Origin of the sequence: Enterobacter wuhouensis (genome assembly GCF_004331265.1) — a bacterium.
GTDB lineage: Bacteria > Pseudomonadota > Gammaproteobacteria > Enterobacterales > Enterobacteriaceae > Enterobacter > Enterobacter wuhouensis.
This window is the reverse complement of sequence record NZ_SJOO01000009.1, coordinates 101605-120159: the sequence shown is the minus strand read 5'-3', so window position 1 is coordinate 120159 and position 18555 is coordinate 101605. Positions and strand designations below refer to the sequence as shown.

Sequence of the window (18555 nt, the reverse complement as noted above, 5' to 3'; positions counted from 1 at the left end):
GCCTGCGATTGCGGGCGGTGATGTCAATTAAGTAAAGTGTTAGACTATTTCATCATTTTTTTAGCTTCCATGTATATAGCGCCGCGAGGAGTGTAGTCGCAGATGGCAAAACAAAAAAAACGTGGCTTCTTTTCCTGGCTGGGCTTCGGTGAAAAAGAGCAAGAAACAGAACAGAAAACCAAAGAACAACAGGTTGTTGAAGAGCAGCCTCAGCCTGAAACGCCTGTCGAAACCGCCGCGATAGTCGAAGCGGAAGAAACGGCGCACAGCAAAGAAGAGATTGAATCCTTTGCTGAAGAGGTGGTTGAGGTCACTGAACAGGTTCAGGAGAACGAGAAGCCCGAACCGGCGGTGATTGAACCCGTTACCGACGCGCCGCAGGCCGTAATCGAGCACGAAGAGCTGCCGCTGCCGGAAGAGGTAAAAGCCGAAGAGGTTTCACCGGAAGAGTGGCAGGCCGAAGCGGAAACCGTTGAAATTGTTGAAGCGGTGGAAGAAGAAGCGGCGCTTGAGCCTGAGCTGACCGACGAAGAGCTGGAAGCCCTGGCGCTGGCGGCGGAAGCGGCTGAAGAAGCGGTTATCGTGGTGCCGGTGGAAGAAGAACCGGAAGAAGAGATCGTTCAGGAGCAGGAAAAACCGACCAAAGAAGGTTTCTTCGCGCGCCTGAAGCGTAGCCTGCTTAAAACTAAAGAAAACTTAGGTTCCGGATTTATCAGTCTGTTCCGCGGCAAGAAGATCGACGACGATCTGTTTGAAGAGCTGGAAGAGCAGCTGCTTATTGCGGATGTGGGTGTGGAAACCACCCGTAAGATTATCGCCAATCTGACCGAAGGGGCGAGCCGCAAGCAGCTGCGTGACGCCGAGGCGCTGTACGGCCTGCTGAAAGACGAGATGGGCGAAATTCTCGCAAAAGTTGACGAACCGCTTAATATTGAAGGCAAAACGCCATTTGTTATTCTGATGGTTGGCGTCAACGGCGTGGGTAAAACCACCACCATCGGCAAGCTGGCGCGTCAGTTCGAGCAGCAGGGCAAATCGGTGATGCTGGCGGCGGGCGATACCTTCCGTGCGGCGGCGGTTGAGCAGCTGCAGGTCTGGGGCCAGCGCAACAATATTCCGGTGATTGCCCAGCATACCGGCGCGGATTCCGCATCCGTGATCTTCGACGCCATCCAGGCGGCGAAGGCGCGCAACGTGGACGTGCTGATTGCCGATACCGCAGGGCGTTTGCAGAACAAATCGCACCTGATGGAAGAGTTGAAGAAAATCGTTCGCGTCATGAAGAAGCTGGACGAAGACGCACCGCACGAAATTATGCTGACTATCGACGCCAGCACCGGGCAGAACGCCATCAGTCAGGCGAAGCTGTTCACTGAAGCGGTAGGACTGACGGGGATCGCGCTGACCAAGCTGGACGGCACCGCCAAAGGCGGGGTGATCTTCTCCGTGGCCGACCAGTTCGGCATTCCTATCCGCTACATCGGTGTGGGCGAGCGTATTGAGGATTTACGTCCGTTTAAGGCGGACGACTTTATTGAGGCATTATTTGCCCGAGAGGACTAACAATGATTCGCTTTGAACACGTCAGCAAGGCCTATCTCGGTGGGAGACAAGCGCTGCAGGGGGTGACATTCCACCTGCAGCCGGGCGAGATGGCATTCCTGACCGGCCATTCCGGCGCGGGGAAAAGTACCCTGCTCAAGCTTATCTGTGGGATCGAACGGCCTAGCGCCGGGAAAATCTTTTTCAGCGGCCATGACATCAGCCGCCTGAAAAACCGTGAGGTGCCGTTCCTGCGTCGCCAGATCGGCATGATTTTCCAGGATCACCACCTGCTGATGGATCGCACCGTTTTTGATAACGTCGCTATCCCGCTGATTATTGCCGGCGCCAGCTACGATGATATCCGCCGTCGCGTCTCTGCGGCGCTGGATAAGGTCGGGCTGCTGGACAAAGCGAAGAACTTCCCGATCCAGCTCTCCGGCGGTGAACAGCAGCGCGTGGGCATCGCCCGTGCGGTGGTGAACAAGCCTGCCGTACTGCTGGCGGATGAACCGACCGGTAACCTGGACGATGCCCTGTCCGAAGGGATTTTGCGTCTGTTTGAGGAATTCAACCGCGTAGGGGTCACGGTATTGATGGCGACGCACGACATCGGGCTGATTTCCCGTCGTTCGTACCGCATGCTGACCCTGAGCGACGGGCATTTGCACGGAGGCCACGGTGAACAAGCGTGATGCAATGAACCAGATTCGGCAGTTCGGGAACCGGTTTGACCGTTTCCGCAAGCCGCAGGGCGGCGGTGACGGCAATCGCAATGCGCCAAAGCGCGCGAAGGCCGCGCCGAAGCCGAACTCCCGCAAAACTAACGTCTTCAACGAGCAGGTGCGCTATGCCTTCCAGGGCGCGCTGCAGGACCTGAAAAGCAAGCCGCTGGCAACGTTCCTGACGGTGATGGTGATTGCCATCTCCCTGACGCTGCCAAGCGTCTGCTACATGGTCTATAAGAACGTTAACCAGGCGGCGTCGCAGTATTATCCGTCGCCGCAGATCACCGTCTATCTGGATAAAGCGCTGGACGATAACGCCGCCGCGCAGGTTGTCGGGCAAATCCAGGCCGAGCAGGGCGTAGAGAAGGTTAACTATCTTTCGCGCGATGAAGCGCTGGGCGAGTTCCGCAACTGGTCAGGCTTTGGCGGCGCGCTGGACATGCTGGAAGAGAACCCGCTGCCCGCCGTGGCGGTGGTGATCCCGAAGCTTGATTTCCAGGGCACCGATTCGCTCAATACCCTGCGCGACCGCATTACCCGTATCAACGGGATTGATGAAGTGCGCATGGACGACAGCTGGTTCGCGCGTCTCTCTGCCCTGACCGGGCTGGTAGGGCGCGTGGCGGCGATGATCGGCGTGCTGATGGTGGCGGCGGTGTTCCTCGTCATCGGTAACAGCGTGCGTCTGAGCATCTTTGCCCGTCGCGACACCATCAACGTACAGAAACTGATTGGCGCGACGGATGGTTTCATCCTGCGTCCGTTCCTCTATGGTGGCGCATTGCTCGGTTTTTCCGGCGCATTTCTTTCACTGATATTGTCAGAAATTTTGGTGATGCGGCTGTCCTCTGCCGTCACCGACGTGGCGCAGGTTTTCGGAACCAAGTTTGATATCAGCGGCTTAGGCTTCGATGAGTGCCTGCTTTTGCTGCTGGTATGCTCCATGATCGGCTGGATTGCGGCATGGCTGGCAACGGTCCAACATTTACGCCACTTTACTCCCGACTAATAAAAGCGTGATATAATCTTTCCCTGCACCGAGATGTTTGCTCTGCAGGGAAAGCGTCCCTGTTGTCACTTCCCCTGTTATCATCTTCATGTCACATTTTGTGCGTAATTTATTCACTGTTGCAGCTGGAACTTGTGGATAAAATCACTGTCTGATAAAAGTGTGAATGCTAATCTCGCTGCTCAAACGCTTTGGCATGGTTGTTGCCTGACGGGGACGACCTGGACCAGAAGAAACATTGAGAGGAATGAATGACCAAAGAAATGCAAACTTTAGCTTTAGCCCCTGTTGGTAACCTGGAGTCTTACATCCGGGCTGCGAACACCTGGCCGATGTTAACGGCCGAGGAAGAAAAGGAGCTTGCTGAAAAGCTGCATTACCAGGGCGATCTGGAAGCAGCTAAGACGCTGATCCTGTCTCACCTGCGCTTTGTTGTTCACGTTGCTCGTAACTACTCGGGCTACGGCCTGCCGCAGGCGGACTTGATTCAGGAAGGTAATATCGGCCTGATGAAGGCTGTACGTCGCTTTAACCCGGAAGTGGGTGTGCGACTGGTCTCCTTCGCCGTGCACTGGATCAAAGCTGAAATTCACGAATACGTTCTGCGTAACTGGCGTATTGTGAAAGTCGCCACGACAAAAGCGCAGCGCAAACTGTTCTTCAACCTGCGTAAAACCAAGCAGCGTCTGGGCTGGTTCAATCAGGATGAAGTCGAAATGGTGGCGCGCGAGCTGGGCGTATCCAGCAAAGACGTTCGTGAGATGGAATCCCGCATGGCCGCGCAGGACATGACCTTTGATATGTCCTCCGACGACGACGCCTCCGACAGCCAGCCGATGGCGCCGGTTCTGTATCTCCAGGATAAAACCTCTAACTTTGCCGACGGCATTGAAGAGGATAACTGGGAAGATCAGGCCGCGAACAAGCTGAGCTTTGCGATGGAAGGCCTCGACGAGCGTAGCCAGGACATCATCCGTGCCCGCTGGCTGGACGAAGACAACAAGTCCACGCTGCAGGAGCTGGCCGACCGCTACGGCGTTTCCGCTGAACGCGTGCGTCAGCTTGAAAAGAACGCCATGAAAAAACTTCGCGCCGCCATCGAAGCGTAATTTCCGCGAAGTACACCGAGAACCCCTGGATGAGAGTCCGGGGGTTTTGTTTTTTTAGCGCCCGCTCTGGCGAATTTCTCCCCCCTGGCAAACACTTACTGATGCGCTAAGCAGGCGACTTTCTGAGGGTGACAGGGTGAAAAATAACGAACTGAACGACCGGCGTTTACAGGCGACGCCGCGCGGCATCGGCGTGATGTGTAATTTCTATGCCGATAAAGCCGAAAACGCCACGGTGTGGGACGTGGAAGGCAATGAGTACATCGACTTCGCCGCCGGGATCGCGGTGCTGAATACCGGCCATCGCCATCCAAAGGTCATCGCCGCCATCGAAAAACAACTCCACGCCTTCACCCACACGGCCTACCAGATTGTGCCGTATGAGGGCTATGTCGCGCTTGCCGAACGAATCAACCAGCGTGTGCCCATTGACGGCCCGGCCAAAACCGCCTTCTTCTCTACGGGCGCAGAGGCGGTTGAAAATGCGGTAAAAATTGCGCGTGCGTATACCAAACGCCCTGGCCTTATCACCTTTGGCGGCGCCTTCCATGGCCGTACCTTTATGACCATGGCGCTGACCGGCAAGGTTGCACCCTACAAGCTGGGCTTCGGCCCGTTCCCCGGCTCGGTGTACCACGCACAGTTCCCTAACGATCTGCACGGCATCAGCACGGCGGAAGCGTTAAAAAGCCTCGAACGCATCTTCAAAGCGGATATCGCTCCCGATCAGGTGGCGGCCATCATCCTTGAACCGGTTCAGGGCGAGGGCGGTTTTAACGTCGCCCCCGCTGATTTTATGCAGGCGCTGCGTGCCCTGTGCGATACCCACGGGATTTTGCTGATCGCCGACGAAGTCCAGACCGGCTTCGCGCGGACCGGCAAGCTGTTCTCAATGGAAAACCACTGCGTGAAGCCCGACTTAATCACCATGGCGAAAAGCCTGGCGGGTGGGATGCCGCTCTCGGCGGTGTCTGGTCGGGCAGAGGTGATGGACGCGCCCGCGCCGGGCGGGCTGGGCGGCACCTACGCCGGTAATCCGCTGGCGATTGCGGCGGCTCACGCGGTGCTGGACGTGATTGACGAAGAAGATCTCTGCACGCGCGCCGCGCATCTGGGCCATCATCTGGTGGAAGTGCTTCATAAAGCGAAGGACGCCTGTCCGTATATTGCCGATATTCGGGCGCAAGGCTCGATGGTGGCCGTGGAGTTCAACGATCCGCAAACCGGACAGCCGTCGCCGGAGTTTACCCGCGAGGTGCAGGCGCGCGCGCTGCAGGAAGGGCTGCTGCTCCTGAGCTGCGGCGTGTACGGCAACGTGATTCGCTTCCTCTATCCCCTGACCATCCCCGAAGCGCAGTTCCGTCAGGCGCTGGATATTATTTCCGCCTCGCTGACACGATAAAGCCAAAAGCCCGGCGCAAAACGGTGCCGGGCCTGGCATAGATACATTTCAAATTAGCTATTCCAAAATCATAAAAATCGGGTATGTTTTAGCAGAGTATGCTGAAAAAGCGCGAACGGCACACCTATAATTGAAATAAAGCGCTGCACAACAACATCACAACAATCGTTATAACCAGAACAATGGGGATTCTCAGGATGAACATGAAGGGTAAAGCGTTACTGGCAGGATGTATGGCGTTGGCATTCAGCACCATGGCTCAGGCAGATATTAAGGTCGCGGTTGTCGGCGCAATGTCCGGTCCGGTGGCGCAGTACGGCGACCAGGAGTTTACGGGCGCAGAGCAGGCGGTTGCCGATATTAATGCCAAGGGCGGCATCAAGGGCGAAAAGCTGCAGATCGTAAAATATGATGATGCCTGTGACCCGAAACAGGCGGTCGCGGTCGCGAACAAAGTGGTGAACGACGGGATCAAATACGTTATCGGTCACCTGTGCTCCTCCTCTACGCAGCCCGCGTCTGACATCTACGAAGACGAAGGCATTCTGATGATCACCCCGGCCGCCACCGCACCGGAGCTGACCGCGCGCGGCTATAAGCTGATCCTGCGCACCACCGGTCTGGACTCCGATCAGGGCCCAACCGCCGCCAAATACATCGTTGAAAAAGTGAAGCCGAAGCGCATCGCTATCGTTCACGACAAGCAGCAGTACGGTGAAGGCCTGGCGCGCTCCGTGCAGGATAACCTCAAGAAAGCCAATGCCGACGTGGTGTTCTTCGACGGCATCACCGCCGGTGAGAAAGACTTCTCCACCCTGGTGGCGCGTCTGAAGAAAGAGAATATTGATTTCGTTTACTACGGTGGCTACCACCCGGAAATGGGCCAGATCCTGCGCCAGGCGCGTGCTGCCGGTCTGAAAACCCAGTTCATGGGGCCGGAAGGCGTGGCGAACGTGTCTCTGTCTAACATCGCGGGTGAATCTGCCGAAGGCCTGCTGGTGACCAAGCCGAAGAACTACGACCAGGTCCCTGCGAACAAACCTATCGTGGATGCGATTAAGGCGAAGAAACAGGATCCAAGCGGCGCGTTCGTCTGGACCACCTACGCGGCGCTGCAGTCGCTGCAGGCGGGGCTGAACCAGTCAGCCGATCCGGCTGAAATCGCTACCTGGCTGAAAGCGAACTCCGTGGAAACCGTGATGGGGCCGCTGTCCTGGGATGAGAAGGGCGATCTGAAGGGCTTCGAGTTCGGCGTGTTTGACTGGCATGCGAACGGGACTGCTACTGACGCAAAATAATGCTGGTGCGGGTTGATGCCCTCACCCTAACCCTCTCCCACAGGGAGAGGGGATGCTCGGTGTTCTCCCTCTCCCTGTGGGAGAGGGCCGGGGTGAGGGCATCAGGCCGCACAAATCAACCCTGCCGCTTCTCCCACCCGTTCGCCTGCGCCGTAAACCCTAACGCCTGCATAAATGCCGCCATCACGCCGCGGTCTTCTACGCCCACGTCGGCCATCCACCAGGAGGTCACGCTCGGGTTCTCGCGGAGCACTTCTTCAATCAAATATTGCCCAACGCCGCGGCGGCGGGTCACGTCGCGCACGCGCAGCGAATCCAGCGCCCCTTCCGTGCCGCTCAGCGTTACGCGAACGGCGGCCAGCAGGCGCTCGTTAAAACGCGCGGCATAAATACGGTGGTTCTCGTCAACGGCCAGCGACGAAGGGGAATATTCCGGCCAGATTTTGCCCAGGTCGATATGATCCTGGTCGCTAAAGGTCACCAGACGCACGATAGTCAGTTTCATTAGCTGCTTGTCCAAATCTAAAAGAGTAGGGGGGAGTGTACTCAATTTATTTGCTCAGGGGCTTTCTCTTTTTATTCCCATTTACCAGGTGATTAGTTTTTTGGCAGCCCAATGCGCAGTTCGAAAACACATGGATCGAAAAATAAGCAGGATTTTAACCTAAAAGGTAGTGATTTATTCGGCGCTTTGTACCGTTATTTTATGCTGCCAACCACGCTTTTATTTGTTTATCTCTGCCTGATTTCAGAATATTATCTTTGCTTAATCGCCTGAAAAATAGAGATATTAGTCTGGTTTTTGATAAAAAACCTCGCTAAACCATTAAAGGCACTGGTAAAAATAGCGTTGTTCATTAAAAGTACAGAATGCTTTTTAACCATAATAAAACAAAATATAAACATCACGTCACGAATGGGGATTCAGAGATGAAAAGGAACGCGAAAGCATTAATCGCGGGAATGGTTGCACTGGCAATTTCGCAGGCCGCGATGGCGGAAGACATTAAAGTTGCGGTGGTCGGTGCGATGTCCGGTCCTGTTGCCCAGTGGGGCGATATGGAGTTCAACGGCGCGCGTCAGGCCATCAAAGACATCAACGCCAAAGGCGGCATCAAGGGCGACAAGCTGGTAGGCGTGGAGTATGACGACGCCTGCGATCCAAAACAGGCCGTCGCGGTTGCCAACAAAATCGTTAACGACGGCATCCAGTACGTTATCGGTCACCTGTGCTCATCCTCCACCCAGCCCGCGTCTGACATCTATGAAGACGAAGGTATCCTGATGATCACCCCGGGCGCGACCAACCCGGAGCTGACCCAGCGCGGCTACCAGCACATCATGCGTACCGCCGGCCTGGACTCCTCGCAGGGGCCAACGGCGGCTAAATACATCCTCGAAACCGTCAAGCCGCAGCGCATTGCCATCATCCATGACAAGCAGCAGTACGGCGAAGGCCTGGCGCGCTCCGTGCAGGACGGCCTGAAAAAAGGCGGCGCGAACATCGTCTTCTTCGACGGTATCACCGCCGGCGAGAAGGACTTCTCCGCGCTGATCGCCCGTCTGCAAAAAGAAAATATCGACTTCGTCTACTACGGCGGCTACTACCCGGAAATGGGGCAGATGCTGCGCCAGGCGCGCGCCACCGGTCTGAAAACCCAGTTCATGGGGCCTGAGGGCGTCGGCAACGCCTCCCTGTCGAACATCGCGGGCGACGCGGGCGAAGGCATGCTGGTCACGATGCCAAAACGCTATGACCAGGATCCGGCGAACAAGGCTATCGTAGATGCGCTCAAGGCGCAGAAGAAGGATCCGAGCGGTCCGTACGTGTGGATCACCTATGCCGCCGTGCAGTCTCTGGCCACCGCGCTGGAGCGTACCGGCAGCAAAGAGCCGCTGGATCTGGTGAAAGATTTAAAAGCACACGGGGCGAACACCGTGATTGGGCCGCTGAACTGGGATGAGAAAGGCGATCTGAAGGGATTTGAATTTGGTGTCTTTAAGTGGCACGCCGACGGGTCTTCCTCGGCCGCCAAATAATTATCCCACCGCCCGGCTCGCCGGGCGGGTATAAAAAGGTTTGTATATGTCCGAGCAGTTTCTCTATTTCCTGCAGCAGATGTTTAACGGCGTCACGCTGGGAAGCACCTACGCGCTGATCGCCATCGGCTACACGATGGTTTACGGCATTATCGGCATGATCAACTTCGCCCACGGCGAGGTGTACATGATCGGTAGCTACGTCTCCTTTATGATTATCGCCGCGCTGATGATGATGGGCATCGACAGCAGCTGGCTGCTGGTTGCCGCCGGGTTTGTCGGGGCGATTATTATTGCCAGCGCCTACGGCTGGAGCATCGAACGCGTGGCCTATCGGCCCGTGCGCAGCTCCAAGCGCCTGATCGCGCTCATCTCCGCCATCGGGATGTCTATTTTCCTGCAAAACTACGTCAGCCTGACCGAAGGCTCGCGCGACGTGGCGCTGCCAAGCCTGTTTAACGGCCAGTGGATTGTGGGCGCCAGCGAGAACTTCTCTGCCTCTATCACCACCATGCAGCTGGTTATCTGGGTGGTAACCTTCCTGGCGATGCTGGCCCTGACCCTTTTCATCCGCTATTCACGCATGGGGCGCGCCTGCCGCGCCTGTGCGGAAGACCTGAAGATGGCGAGCCTGCTCGGCATCAACACCGACCGCGTGATTGCCCTGACCTTCGTGATTGGCGCCGCGATGGCGGCGGTGGCGGGCGTCCTGCTCGGCCAGTTCTACGGCGTAATCAACCCGTACATCGGCTTTATGGCCGGGATGAAAGCCTTCACCGCGGCGGTTCTGGGCGGTATCGGCAGTATTCCGGGCGCGATGATCGGCGGCCTGATCCTGGGCGTGGCGGAAGCGCTCTCCTCGGCGTACCTGAGCACTGAATATAAAGACGTGGTGTCGTTTGCCCTGCTGATTCTGGTTCTGCTGGTGATGCCTACCGGTATTCTGGGCCGTCCGGAGGTAGAGAAAGTATGAAACCAATGCATTTTGCAATGGCGCTGCTCTCTGCCGCCATGTTCTTCGTGCTGGCGGGCGTCTTTATGGGCGTCCAGCTGGAGCTGGACGGCACTAAGCTGGTGGTCGACACTGCTCCCGACATCCGCTGGCAGTGGGTCTTTATCGGCACCGCCGTGGTGTTCCTGTTCCAGCTGCTGCGTCCGGCGTTCCAGAAGACGTTGAAAAACGTCTCCGGGCCGAAGTTCGTGCTGCCGGCGATCGACGGTTCTACCGTGAAGCAGAAGCTGTTCCTCGTCGCGCTGCTGGTGGCCGCCGTGGCGTGGCCGTTCGTGGTGTCGCGTGGCACCGTGGATATTGCCACCCTGACCATGATCTACGTGATTCTGGGTCTCGGTCTGAACGTGGTGGTGGGGCTGTCAGGCCTGCTGGTGCTGGGCTACGGCGGCTTCTACGCCATCGGTGCCTACACCTTCGCGCTGCTGAACCACTATTACGGCCTCGGCTTCTGGACCTGCCTGCCGCTGGCGGGGCTGGTCTCTGCCGCCGCGGGCTTCCTGCTCGGCTTCCCGGTGCTGCGCCTGCGCGGTGACTACCTGGCGATTGTGACCTTAGGCTTCGGGGAAATCGTCCGTATCCTGCTGCTCAACAACACCGAAGTGACCGGCGGCCCGAACGGCATCAGCCAGATCCCGAAACCGACCTTCTTCGGCCTGGAGTTTAGCCGTACCGCCCGCGAAGGCGGCTGGGATACCTTCAGCAACTTCTTCGGCATCAAGTACGATCCGTCCGACCGCGTGATCTGGCTTTATCTCGTGGCGCTGCTGCTGGTGGTGATTACCCTGTTCGTGATCAACCGCCTGCTGCGCATGCCGCTGGGCCGCGCGTGGGAAGCGCTGCGTGAAGATGAGATCGCCTGCCGCTCGCTGGGCCTGAACCCGACCCGCATCAAGCTGACCGCGTTCACCATCAGCGCCGCGTTTGCCGGTTTCGCCGGAACGCTGTTTGCCGCGCGTCAGGGCTTCGTCAGCCCGGAATCCTTCACCTTTGCCGAATCCGCCTTCGTGCTGGCGATCGTGGTGCTCGGCGGGATGGGCTCGCAGTTCGCCGTTATCCTCGCGGCCATCCTGCTGGTGGTCTCGCGCGAGCTGATGCGCGACTTTAACGAATACAGCATGCTGATGCTGGGTGGTTTGATGGTGCTGATGATGATCTGGCGTCCGCAGGGCCTGCTGCCGATGACTCGTCCACAGCTGAAGCTGAAGAACGGGCAAGCGAAAGGAGAGCAGGCATGAGTCAGCCATTATTATCCGTTAACGGCCTGATGATGCGTTTTGGCGGCCTGCTGGCGGTCAACAACGTGAATCTGGATCTGCACAAGAAAGAGATTGTCTCCCTGATTGGCCCGAACGGCGCGGGAAAAACCACGGTCTTTAACTGCCTGACCGGCTTCTACAAGCCGACGGGCGGCACCATCATGCTGCGCGACCAGCACCTGGAAGGGCTGCCGGGCCAGCAGATTGCCCGCATGGGCGTGGTGCGTACCTTCCAGCACGTGCGTCTGTTCCGCGAGATGACGGTGATTGAGAACCTGCTGGTGGCACAGCACCAGCAGCTCAAAACCGGCCTGTTCTCCGGCCTGCTGAAAACCCCGGCCTTCCGCCGCGCGCAGGAGGAGGCGCTCGACCGCGCCGCCACCTGGCTCGACCGTATCGGCCTGCTCCAGCACGCCAACCGCCAGGCAAGCAACCTGGCCTACGGCGATCAGCGTCGCCTGGAAATTGTGCGCTGCATGGTGACCCAGCCGGAAATCCTGATGCTCGACGAACCGGCGGCAGGGCTTAACCCGAAAGAGACCAAAGAGCTGGACGAGCTGATTGCCGAGCTGCGCGACCATCACGACACCACCATCCTGCTGATTGAGCACGACATGAAGCTGGTGATGGGCATTTCGGACCGTATCTACGTGGTAAACCAGGGCACGCCGCTGGCAAACGGGACGCCGGAAGAGATCCGCAACAACCCGGACGTGATCCGCGCATACCTTGGTGAGGCATAAGATGGAAAAAGCGATGTTAACGTTCGACAAGGTCAACGCGCACTACGGCAAGATCCAGGCGCTGCACGACGTCAGCCTGCACATCAATCAGGGTGAAATCGTGACCCTGATCGGAGCCAACGGCGCGGGTAAAACCACGCTGCTCGGCACCCTGTGCGGCGACCCGCGCGCGACCAGCGGGCGGATTGTGTTCGATGATAAAGACATTACCGACTGGCAGACCGCCAAAATCATGCGCGAAGCGGTAGCGATTGTCCCGGAAGGGCGTCGCGTGTTTTCCCGCATGACGGTGGAAGAGAACCTGGCGATGGGCGGCTTCTTTGCCCACCGCGACCAGTTCCAGACCCGCATCAAGTGGGTATACGAGCTTTTCCCACGCCTGTGGGAGCGCCGTATCCAGCGTGCGGGCACTATGTCCGGCGGCGAGCAGCAAATGCTGGCGATTGGCCGCGCATTGATGAGCCAGCCGCGCCTGCTGCTGCTGGACGAACCGTCGCTCGGGCTTGCGCCGATCATCATCCAGCAGATCTTCGACACCATCGAACAGCTGCGCAAAGAGGGGATGACCATCTTCCTCGTCGAGCAGAACGCCAACCAGGCGCTGAAGCTCGCGGATCGCGGCTACGTGCTGGAGAACGGGCGCGTGGTGCTCTCGGATACCGGCGACGCGCTGCTGGCGAACGAGGCGGTGCGGAGCGCGTATTTAGGCGGCTAATCGCGTTTCCCCCTCACCCTAACCCTCTCCCTCAAGGGAGAGGGAACCGATCGCCTTTCTCCCTCTCCCTGTGGGAGAGGGCCGGGGTGAGGGCATCAGACCGCACTCAAACCAAACCCCAACCCCTTCACACAACCATCATCCCCCTGACGCCTGGCTGTCACTTATCTGTAAACAAACAGTTATTTTTCTGTAATTCGAGCATGTCATGTTACCTCGCGAGCATAAAACGCGTGATATCGCGCATCCGGCACAATAAGAGAGATGACAATGACATCGTTACGACACACAGCTTTGGGTCTGGCACTGGGTCTGGCTTTTGCGACGAACGCAATGGCTGTCACCACCATTCCGTTCTGGCATTCCATGGAAGGGGAGTTGGGTAAAGAGGTTGACTCCCTGGCGCAGCGTTTCAACGACACCCACCCGGATTACAAAATTGTGCCGGTGTATAAAGGCAACTACGAGCAGAGCCTGAGCGCGGGCATCGCCGCCTTCCGTACCGGCAACGCGCCTGCCCTGTTACAGGTTTATGAAGTGGGTACCGCGACCATGATGGCCTCTAAAGCCATCAAGCCGGTCTACGAAGTGTTCAAAGACGCAGGCATCAACTTCGACGAATCACAGTTCGTGCCGACCGTCTCCGGCTACTACACCGATTCCAAAACCGGCCATCTGCTGTCCCAGCCGTTTAACAGCTCTACGCCGGTGCTGTACTACAACAAAGACGCCTTCAAAAAAGCCGGTTTAGACCCGGAGCAGCCGCCAAAAACCTGGCAGGATCTGGCCGAGTACACCGCGAAGCTGAAAGCGGCGGGGATGAAGTGCGGCTACGCCAGCGGCTGGCAGGGCTGGATCCAGATTGAAAACTTCAGCGCCTGGCACGGCCTGCCGGTGGCGACCAAAAACAACGGCTTCGACGGCAACGACGCGGTACTGGAGTTCAACAAGCCGGAGCAGGTGAAGCACATCGCGCTGCTTGCCGATCTGAACAAGAAGGGCGACTTCAGCTACTTCGGCCGTAAAGACGAATCCACCGAGAAGTTCTACAACGGCGACTGCGCCATTACCACCGCCTCGTCCGGCTCGCTGGCGGATATCCGTCACTACGCCAAATTCAACTACGGCGTGGGCATGATGCCTTACGACGCTGACGTGAAGGGCGCGCCGCAGAACGCCATTATCGGCGGGGCGAGCCTGTGGGTGATGCAGGGTAAAGACAAGGGCACCTACAAAGGCGTAGCCGAGTTCCTCGACTTCCTGGCGAAGCCTGAAAACGCCGCCGAGTGGCACCAGAAAACCGGCTACCTGCCGATCACTAAAGCCGCGTACGACCTGACCCGCGAGCAGGGCTTCTACAGCAAGAGCCCGGGCGCGGACATCGCGACGCGCCAGATGCTGAACAAGCCGCCGTTGCCGTTCACCAAGGGCCTGCGTCTGGGCAACATGCCGCAGATCCGCACCATCGTAGATGAAGAGCTGGAAAGCGTGTGGACCGGTAAGAAAACGCCACAGCAGGCGCTGGATTCTGCGGTAGAGCGTGGAAATCAGCTGCTGCGCCGCTTTGAGCAGTCGACCAAATCGTAATTCAAACTAATCCCCCTCACCCTAACCCTCTCCCCAAAGGGGAGAGGGGACGATTACACCCTCGCCCCTTTGGGGAGAGGGCCGGGGTGAGGGGTGAATACCTACAGAGCAAACCTATGTCATCATCCCGTCCGGTGTTCCGGTCCCGCTGGCTGCCGTATCTGCTGGTCGCGCCGCAGCTGGTCATCACCGTTATCTTCTTTATCTGGCCTGCGGGCGAAGCGCTGTGGTACTCGGTACAAAGCGTCGATCCCTTCGGGCTTTCCAGCCAGTTTGTCGGGCTGGACAACTTCACCGCGCTGTTCCATGACAGCTACTATCTGGACTCCTTCTGGACGACGATGAAGTTCAGCGCGCTGGTCACCGTGAGCGGTCTGGTTGCCTCGCTGTTCTTCGCCGCGCTGGTCGACTACGTGGTGCGCGGCAGCCGCCTGTATCAAACGCTGATGCTGCTGCCCTACGCCGTGGCTCCCGCGGTGGCGGCCGTGCTGTGGATCTTCCTGTTTAACCCGGGGCGCGGGCTGATTACCCACTTCCTGGCCGAACTGGGCTACGACTGGAACCACGCCCAGAACAGCGGCCAGGCGATGTTCCTGGTGGTGTTCGCCTCGCTGTGGAAGCAGATCAGCTACAACTTCCTGTTCTTCTTTGCCGCGCTGCAGTCCATTCCGCGCTCGCTGGTGGAAGCCGCGGCAATTGACGGCGCAGGCCCGGTTCGCCGCTTCTTCAGGCTGTCGCTGCCGCTGATCGCCCCGGTGAGTTTCTTCCTGCTGGTGGTTAACCTCGTGTACGCCTTCTTCGACACCTTCCCGGTGATCGACGCGGCGACCGCAGGCGGTCCGGTGCAGGCGACAACGACGCTTATCTATAAGATCTACCGCGAAGGCTTCGCCGGTCTGGATCTCTCTGCCTCTGCCGCACAGTCCGTCGTGCTGATGTTCCTCGTCATCATCCTCACGGTGGTGCAGTTCCGCTATGTCGAAAGTAAGGTGCGCTACCAATGATTGAGAACCGTCGCGGGCTGACGATTTTCAGCCATACCATGCTGATTTTAGGGATTATCGTCATCCTCTTCCCGCTGTACGTGGCGTTCGTCGCCGCCACGCTGGACACCAAAGCCGTATTTGACACGCCGATGACGCTGATCCCAGGCACACATCTTTTCGAGAACATGAAGACCATCTGGACCCAGGGCGTGGGCGCCAATAGCGCGCCGTTCTGGCTGATGATGCTCAACAGCTTCATCATGGCGTTTAGCATTACCGTCGGCAAAATCACGGTGTCGATGCTGTCGGCCTTCGCCATCGTCTGGTTCCGCTTTCCGCTGCGTAATCTCTTCTTCTGGATGATCTTCATTACCCTGATGCTGCCGGTGGAAGTGCGTATCTTCCCGACGGTGGAGGTGATCGCCAACCTGAAGATGCTCGACAGCTATGCGGGCTTAACCCTGCCGCTGATGGCCTCGGCAACCGCCACCTTCCTGTTCCGCCAGTTCTTTATGACCCTGCCGGACGAACTGATTGAAGCCGCGCGTATCGACGGGGCCTCGCCGATGCGCTTCTTCCGCGACATCGTGCTGCCGCTGTCGAAAACTAACCTTGCGGCGCTGTTTGTGATCACCTTTATCTACGGCTGGAACCAGTACCTGTGGCCGCTGCTGATTATTCAGGATGTCAACCTCGGCACCGCCGTGGCGGGCATCAAGGGCATGATCGCCACCGGCGAAGGCACCACACTCTGGAACCAGGTGATGGCGGCAATGCTGCTCACCCTTATCCCCCCGGTCGTTATCGTTTTAGCCATGCAGCGTGCGTTTGTGCGTGGTTTAGTGGACAGTGAGAAATAAGATGGCAGGTTTAAAACTTCAGGCAGTCACCAAAAGCTGGGATGGCAAAACCCAGGTTATTCAGCCGCTGACGCTCGACGTGGCGGACGGGGAATTTATCGTGATGGTCGGCCCGTCCGGCTGTGGCAAATCCACCCTGCTGCGCATGGTGGCGGGGCTGGAGCGCGTGACGTCCGGGGATATCTGGATTGACCGCCAGCGCGTCACCGAGATGGAACCCAAAGACCGCGGCATCGCGATGGTGTTCCAGAACTACGCCCTCTATCCGCACATGAGCGTGGAGGAGAACATGGCCTGGGGGCTGAAAATCCGCGGCATGGGCAAAGGCCATATCGACGAGCGGGTGAAGGAGGCGGCGCGCATTCTGGAACTCGACGGCCTGCTCAAGCGCCGCCCGCGCGAGCTTTCCGGCGGCCAGCGCCAGCGCGTGGCGATGGGGCGCGCCATCGTGCGCGATCCGGCGGTATTCCTGTTCGACGAACCGCTCTCTAACCTCGACGCCAAGCTGCGCGTGCAGATGCGTCTTGAGCTGCAGCAGCTGCATCGTCGTCTGAAAACCACCTCTCTTTACGTGACCCACGATCAGGTCGAAGCCATGACCCTCGCCCAGCGCGTGATGGTGATGAACAAAGGCATCGCCGAGCAGATTGGCACCCCGGTGGAGGTGTACGAAAAACCGGCGACCCGCTTCGTGGCGAGCTTTATCGGCAGCCCGGCCATGAACCTGCTGGAAGGGCGCATCAGCAGCGCGGGCACGCACTTTGAGATGGAAAGCGGTATGGCAATGCCGATCGGCTGGTACTATCGTGGCTACGCCGGGCGTAAGATGACGCTCGGCATCCGCCCGGAGCATATTGGTTTAACCTCTCAGGCGGACGGCGGCGTGCCTCTGGTGATGGACACGCTGGAAATGCTGGGTGCAGATAACCTCGCACATGGGCGCTGGGGCGAGCAAAAAATAGTTGTACGCCTCGCGCATCAGGAGCGCCCGAAAGCAGGCAGCACGCTGTGGCTGCATCTGCCGGAACATCACCTGCACTTATTTGACGGTGAAACAGGACAACGAGTATGAGCAACTGGCCTTATCCCCACGTCGTCGCCCACCGCGGCGGCGGTAAGCTGGCGCCGGAGAACACCCTGGCGGCCATCGATACGGGCGCGCATCACGGTCACACCATGATCGAATTTGACGCCAAGCTGTCGAAAGACGGCGAAATTTTCCTGCTGCACGACGATAACCTCGAGCGCACCAGCAACGGCTGGGGCGTGGCGGGGGAGCTGCCGTGGCGCGATCTGCTGAAGGTAGACGCCGGAAGCTGGTACAGCGGCGAGTTCAAGGGAGAACCGCTGCCCCTGCTGGCTGAAGTGGCGGACCGCTGCCGCCAGCACGGCATGATGGCCAACATCGAAATCAAACCGACCACCGGCACCGGGCCGCTGACCGGCAAAGTGATTGCGCTGGCCGCGCGCGAGCTGTGGGACGGGATGACCGCGCCGCTGCTGTCGTCGTTTGAGATCGACGCGCTGGAAGCCGCGCAGGCGGCCGTACCGGAGCTGCCGCGCGGGCTGCTGCTGGACGAGTGGCGCGAAGACTGGCGCGAGCTGACGACGCGCTTAGCGTGCGTTTCTATCCATCTCAATCACAGGCTGCTGGATGAGGCGCGGGTGAAAATGCTGAAAGAGGCGGGGCTGCACATTCTGGTCTACACCGTCAACAGACCCCAGCGCGCGGCAGAACTGCTGCGCTGGGGCGTCGACAGCATTTGTACCGATGCGATTGACCGCATCGGCCCTGACTTTAATTCTGCGAATTATTAAGCATGCTGCCGTTAGACTGCGGCGTCAGCATATGCTGCTGGCCGCTGTTTAACGTGCTTCCCCCGCTCAGCATCCCGCCGTTTTTATTCTGCAATGGCTGCTCGCGCACCTGGCCCTGCTGAATACGCTGCGTGTTGGCGTTCATCTGATTTTGCAGGTTCTGCTGCTGCATCTGGGTCTGCGTTCTCAGCTGTTGATTGAGCATCCCTTTTTGCTGCTGCTGCTGGCTCATCATCTCCGTCTGCATGCGCTGCTGGCTGGGAATGACGTAGCCCTGCTGGTTAGGGTTGTTCATGGTGTTAAGCGGCTGTGCGAGCGCGGCGAACGGGAGCAGCGCGGTAATAATCAGTAAGCGTTTCATTGTCATCTCCTCCTTTTGAGGCTTCTCTTAAGTTTACCCTGATTCCACCATAACGATGATTTTTTAGGAGTTGTGAACCAGGCTTAAGC

18 protein-coding genes are annotated in these 18555 nt (G+C 58.3%); 16 read left to right on the top strand and 2 right to left on the bottom strand.

Features of this window, described 5'->3' with window-relative positions:
* The first annotated feature begins 102 nt into the window (after positions 1 to 102).
* From ftsY to livJ, 6 genes are all read left to right on the top strand, one after another.
* Positions 103 to 1563, top strand: coding sequence for a signal recognition particle-docking protein FtsY (gene ftsY, locus E0L20_RS18240; protein ID WP_131635180.1), 1461 nt, complete (start codon positions 103 to 105; stop codon positions 1561 to 1563).
* Positions 1564 to 1565: 2 nt separating this feature from the next.
* Positions 1566 to 2237: a cell division ATP-binding protein FtsE gene (gene ftsE / locus E0L20_RS18235; RefSeq protein ID WP_119937559.1), complete on the top strand. Its 672-nt coding sequence runs from the start codon at positions 1566 to 1568 to the stop codon at positions 2235 to 2237.
* On the top strand, positions 2224 to 3279 hold the full coding sequence (ftsX, locus tag E0L20_RS18230) for a permease-like cell division protein FtsX (protein ID WP_131635179.1): 1056 nt from the start codon (positions 2224 to 2226) through the stop codon (positions 3277 to 3279). The genes ftsE and ftsX overlap by 14 nt, the downstream gene beginning before the upstream one ends.
* Before the next feature lie 251 nt (positions 3280 to 3530).
* On the top strand, positions 3531 to 4388 hold the full coding sequence (gene rpoH, locus E0L20_RS18225; RefSeq protein WP_131635178.1) for an RNA polymerase sigma factor RpoH: 858 nt from the start codon (positions 3531 to 3533) through the stop codon (positions 4386 to 4388).
* A gap of 136 nt (positions 4389 to 4524) precedes the next feature.
* Complete coding sequence (locus tag E0L20_RS18220; RefSeq protein WP_131635177.1) at positions 4525 to 5790, top strand: 4-aminobutyrate--2-oxoglutarate transaminase; 1266 nt, start codon at positions 4525 to 4527, stop codon at positions 5788 to 5790.
* A gap of 197 nt (positions 5791 to 5987) precedes the next feature.
* Positions 5988 to 7088: a branched chain amino acid ABC transporter substrate-binding protein LivJ gene (gene livJ, locus E0L20_RS18215; RefSeq protein WP_131635176.1), complete on the top strand. Its 1101-nt coding sequence runs from the start codon at positions 5988 to 5990 to the stop codon at positions 7086 to 7088.
* A 115-nt stretch (positions 7089 to 7203) separates the two neighbouring features.
* Here the strand turns inward: livJ and panM are convergent, their stop codons facing one another.
* Positions 7204 to 7593: an aspartate 1-decarboxylase autocleavage activator PanM gene (gene panM, locus E0L20_RS18210; protein ID WP_131635175.1), complete on the bottom strand. Its 390-nt coding sequence runs from the start codon at positions 7591 to 7593 to the stop codon at positions 7204 to 7206.
* Positions 7594 to 8018: 425 nt separating this feature from the next.
* Here panM and livK point away from each other — a divergent pair, with 425 nt between their 5' ends.
* From livK to ugpQ, 10 genes are all read left to right on the top strand, one after another.
* Complete coding sequence (livK, locus tag E0L20_RS18200) at positions 8019 to 9128, top strand: high-affinity branched-chain amino acid ABC transporter substrate-binding protein LivK (protein ID WP_131635174.1); 1110 nt, start codon at positions 8019 to 8021, stop codon at positions 9126 to 9128.
* Positions 9129 to 9174: 46 nt separating this feature from the next.
* Positions 9175 to 10101 (top strand): high-affinity branched-chain amino acid ABC transporter permease LivH, encoded by a 927-nt coding sequence (gene livH, locus E0L20_RS18195; protein WP_131635173.1) that lies wholly within the window; start codon positions 9175 to 9177, stop codon positions 10099 to 10101.
* Entirely contained in the window at positions 10098 to 11375 is a 1278-nt protein-coding gene (gene livM, locus E0L20_RS18190; protein ID WP_131635172.1) for a branched chain amino acid ABC transporter permease LivM, read from the top strand. The genes livH and livM overlap by 4 nt, the downstream gene beginning before the upstream one ends.
* Positions 11372 to 12139: a high-affinity branched-chain amino acid ABC transporter ATP-binding protein LivG gene (gene livG, locus E0L20_RS18185; protein WP_028015149.1), complete on the top strand. Its 768-nt coding sequence runs from the start codon at positions 11372 to 11374 to the stop codon at positions 12137 to 12139. The genes livM and livG overlap by 4 nt, the downstream gene beginning before the upstream one ends.
* 1 nt (position 12140) lies before the next feature.
* On the top strand, positions 12141 to 12854 hold the full coding sequence (gene livF / locus E0L20_RS18180) for a high-affinity branched-chain amino acid ABC transporter ATP-binding protein LivF (protein WP_131635171.1): 714 nt from the start codon (positions 12141 to 12143) through the stop codon (positions 12852 to 12854).
* A 270-nt stretch (positions 12855 to 13124) separates the two neighbouring features.
* On the top strand, positions 13125 to 14441 hold the full coding sequence (gene ugpB, locus E0L20_RS18175; protein ID WP_131635170.1) for a sn-glycerol-3-phosphate ABC transporter substrate-binding protein UgpB: 1317 nt from the start codon (positions 13125 to 13127) through the stop codon (positions 14439 to 14441).
* 116 nt (positions 14442 to 14557) lie between these two features.
* Positions 14558 to 15445 (top strand): sn-glycerol-3-phosphate ABC transporter permease UgpA, encoded by an 888-nt coding sequence (ugpA, locus tag E0L20_RS18170; RefSeq protein WP_131635169.1) that lies wholly within the window; start codon positions 14558 to 14560, stop codon positions 15443 to 15445.
* Positions 15442 to 16287 (top strand): sn-glycerol-3-phosphate ABC transporter permease UgpE, encoded by an 846-nt coding sequence (gene ugpE / locus E0L20_RS18165; protein ID WP_131635168.1) that lies wholly within the window; start codon positions 15442 to 15444, stop codon positions 16285 to 16287. The genes ugpA and ugpE overlap by 4 nt, the downstream gene beginning before the upstream one ends.
* A 1-nt stretch (position 16288) precedes the next feature.
* Entirely contained in the window at positions 16289 to 17359 is a 1071-nt protein-coding gene (locus E0L20_RS18160) for a sn-glycerol-3-phosphate import ATP-binding protein UgpC (protein WP_131635167.1), read from the top strand.
* Entirely contained in the window at positions 17356 to 18105 is a 750-nt protein-coding gene (ugpQ, locus tag E0L20_RS18155; protein WP_131635166.1) for a glycerophosphodiester phosphodiesterase, read from the top strand. Before E0L20_RS18160 ends, ugpQ begins: the two co-directional genes overlap by 4 nt.
* Here ugpQ and E0L20_RS18150 read toward each other — a convergent pair.
* On the bottom strand, positions 18086 to 18466 hold the full coding sequence (locus tag E0L20_RS18150) for a DUF2756 family protein (protein ID WP_131635165.1): 381 nt from the start codon (positions 18464 to 18466) through the stop codon (positions 18086 to 18088). The two genes, ugpQ and E0L20_RS18150, sit on opposite strands and share 20 nt — an antisense overlap.
* Positions 18467 to 18555 lie beyond the last annotated feature (89 nt).

Bases quoted from the DNA above. Each gene is read 5' to 3' on its own strand.
- ugpA (WP_131635169.1), top strand. From the start codon at position 14,558: ATGTCATCATCCCGTCCGGTGTTCCGGTCCCGCTGGCTGCCGTATCTG.
- ftsE (WP_119937559.1), top strand. From the start codon at position 1,566: ATGATTCGCTTTGAACACGTCAGCAAGGCCTATCTCGGTGGGAGACAA.
- ugpQ (WP_131635166.1), top strand. From the start codon at position 17,356: ATGAGCAACTGGCCTTATCCCCACGTCGTCGCCCACCGCGGCGGCGGT.
- livG (WP_028015149.1), top strand. From the start codon at position 11,372: ATGAGTCAGCCATTATTATCCGTTAACGGCCTGATGATGCGTTTTGGC.
- livH (WP_131635173.1), top strand. From the start codon at position 9,175: ATGTCCGAGCAGTTTCTCTATTTCCTGCAGCAGATGTTTAACGGCGTC.
- livJ (WP_131635176.1), top strand. From the start codon at position 5,988: ATGAACATGAAGGGTAAAGCGTTACTGGCAGGATGTATGGCGTTGGCA.
- ugpB (WP_131635170.1), top strand. From the start codon at position 13,125: ATGACATCGTTACGACACACAGCTTTGGGTCTGGCACTGGGTCTGGCT.
- livM (WP_131635172.1), top strand. From the start codon at position 10,098: ATGAAACCAATGCATTTTGCAATGGCGCTGCTCTCTGCCGCCATGTTC.
- rpoH (WP_131635178.1), top strand. From the start codon at position 3,531: ATGACCAAAGAAATGCAAACTTTAGCTTTAGCCCCTGTTGGTAACCTG.
- E0L20_RS18160 (WP_131635167.1), top strand. From the start codon at position 16,289: ATGGCAGGTTTAAAACTTCAGGCAGTCACCAAAAGCTGGGATGGCAAA.
- E0L20_RS18150 (WP_131635165.1), bottom strand. From the start codon at position 18,466: ATGAAACGCTTACTGATTATTACCGCGCTGCTCCCGTTCGCCGCGCTC.
- livK (WP_131635174.1), top strand. From the start codon at position 8,019: ATGAAAAGGAACGCGAAAGCATTAATCGCGGGAATGGTTGCACTGGCA.
- ugpE (WP_131635168.1), top strand. From the start codon at position 15,442: ATGATTGAGAACCGTCGCGGGCTGACGATTTTCAGCCATACCATGCTG.
- panM (WP_131635175.1), bottom strand. From the start codon at position 7,593: ATGAAACTGACTATCGTGCGTCTGGTGACCTTTAGCGACCAGGATCAT.
- livF (WP_131635171.1), top strand. From the start codon at position 12,141: ATGGAAAAAGCGATGTTAACGTTCGACAAGGTCAACGCGCACTACGGC.
- ftsY (WP_131635180.1), top strand. From the start codon at position 103: ATGGCAAAACAAAAAAAACGTGGCTTCTTTTCCTGGCTGGGCTTCGGT.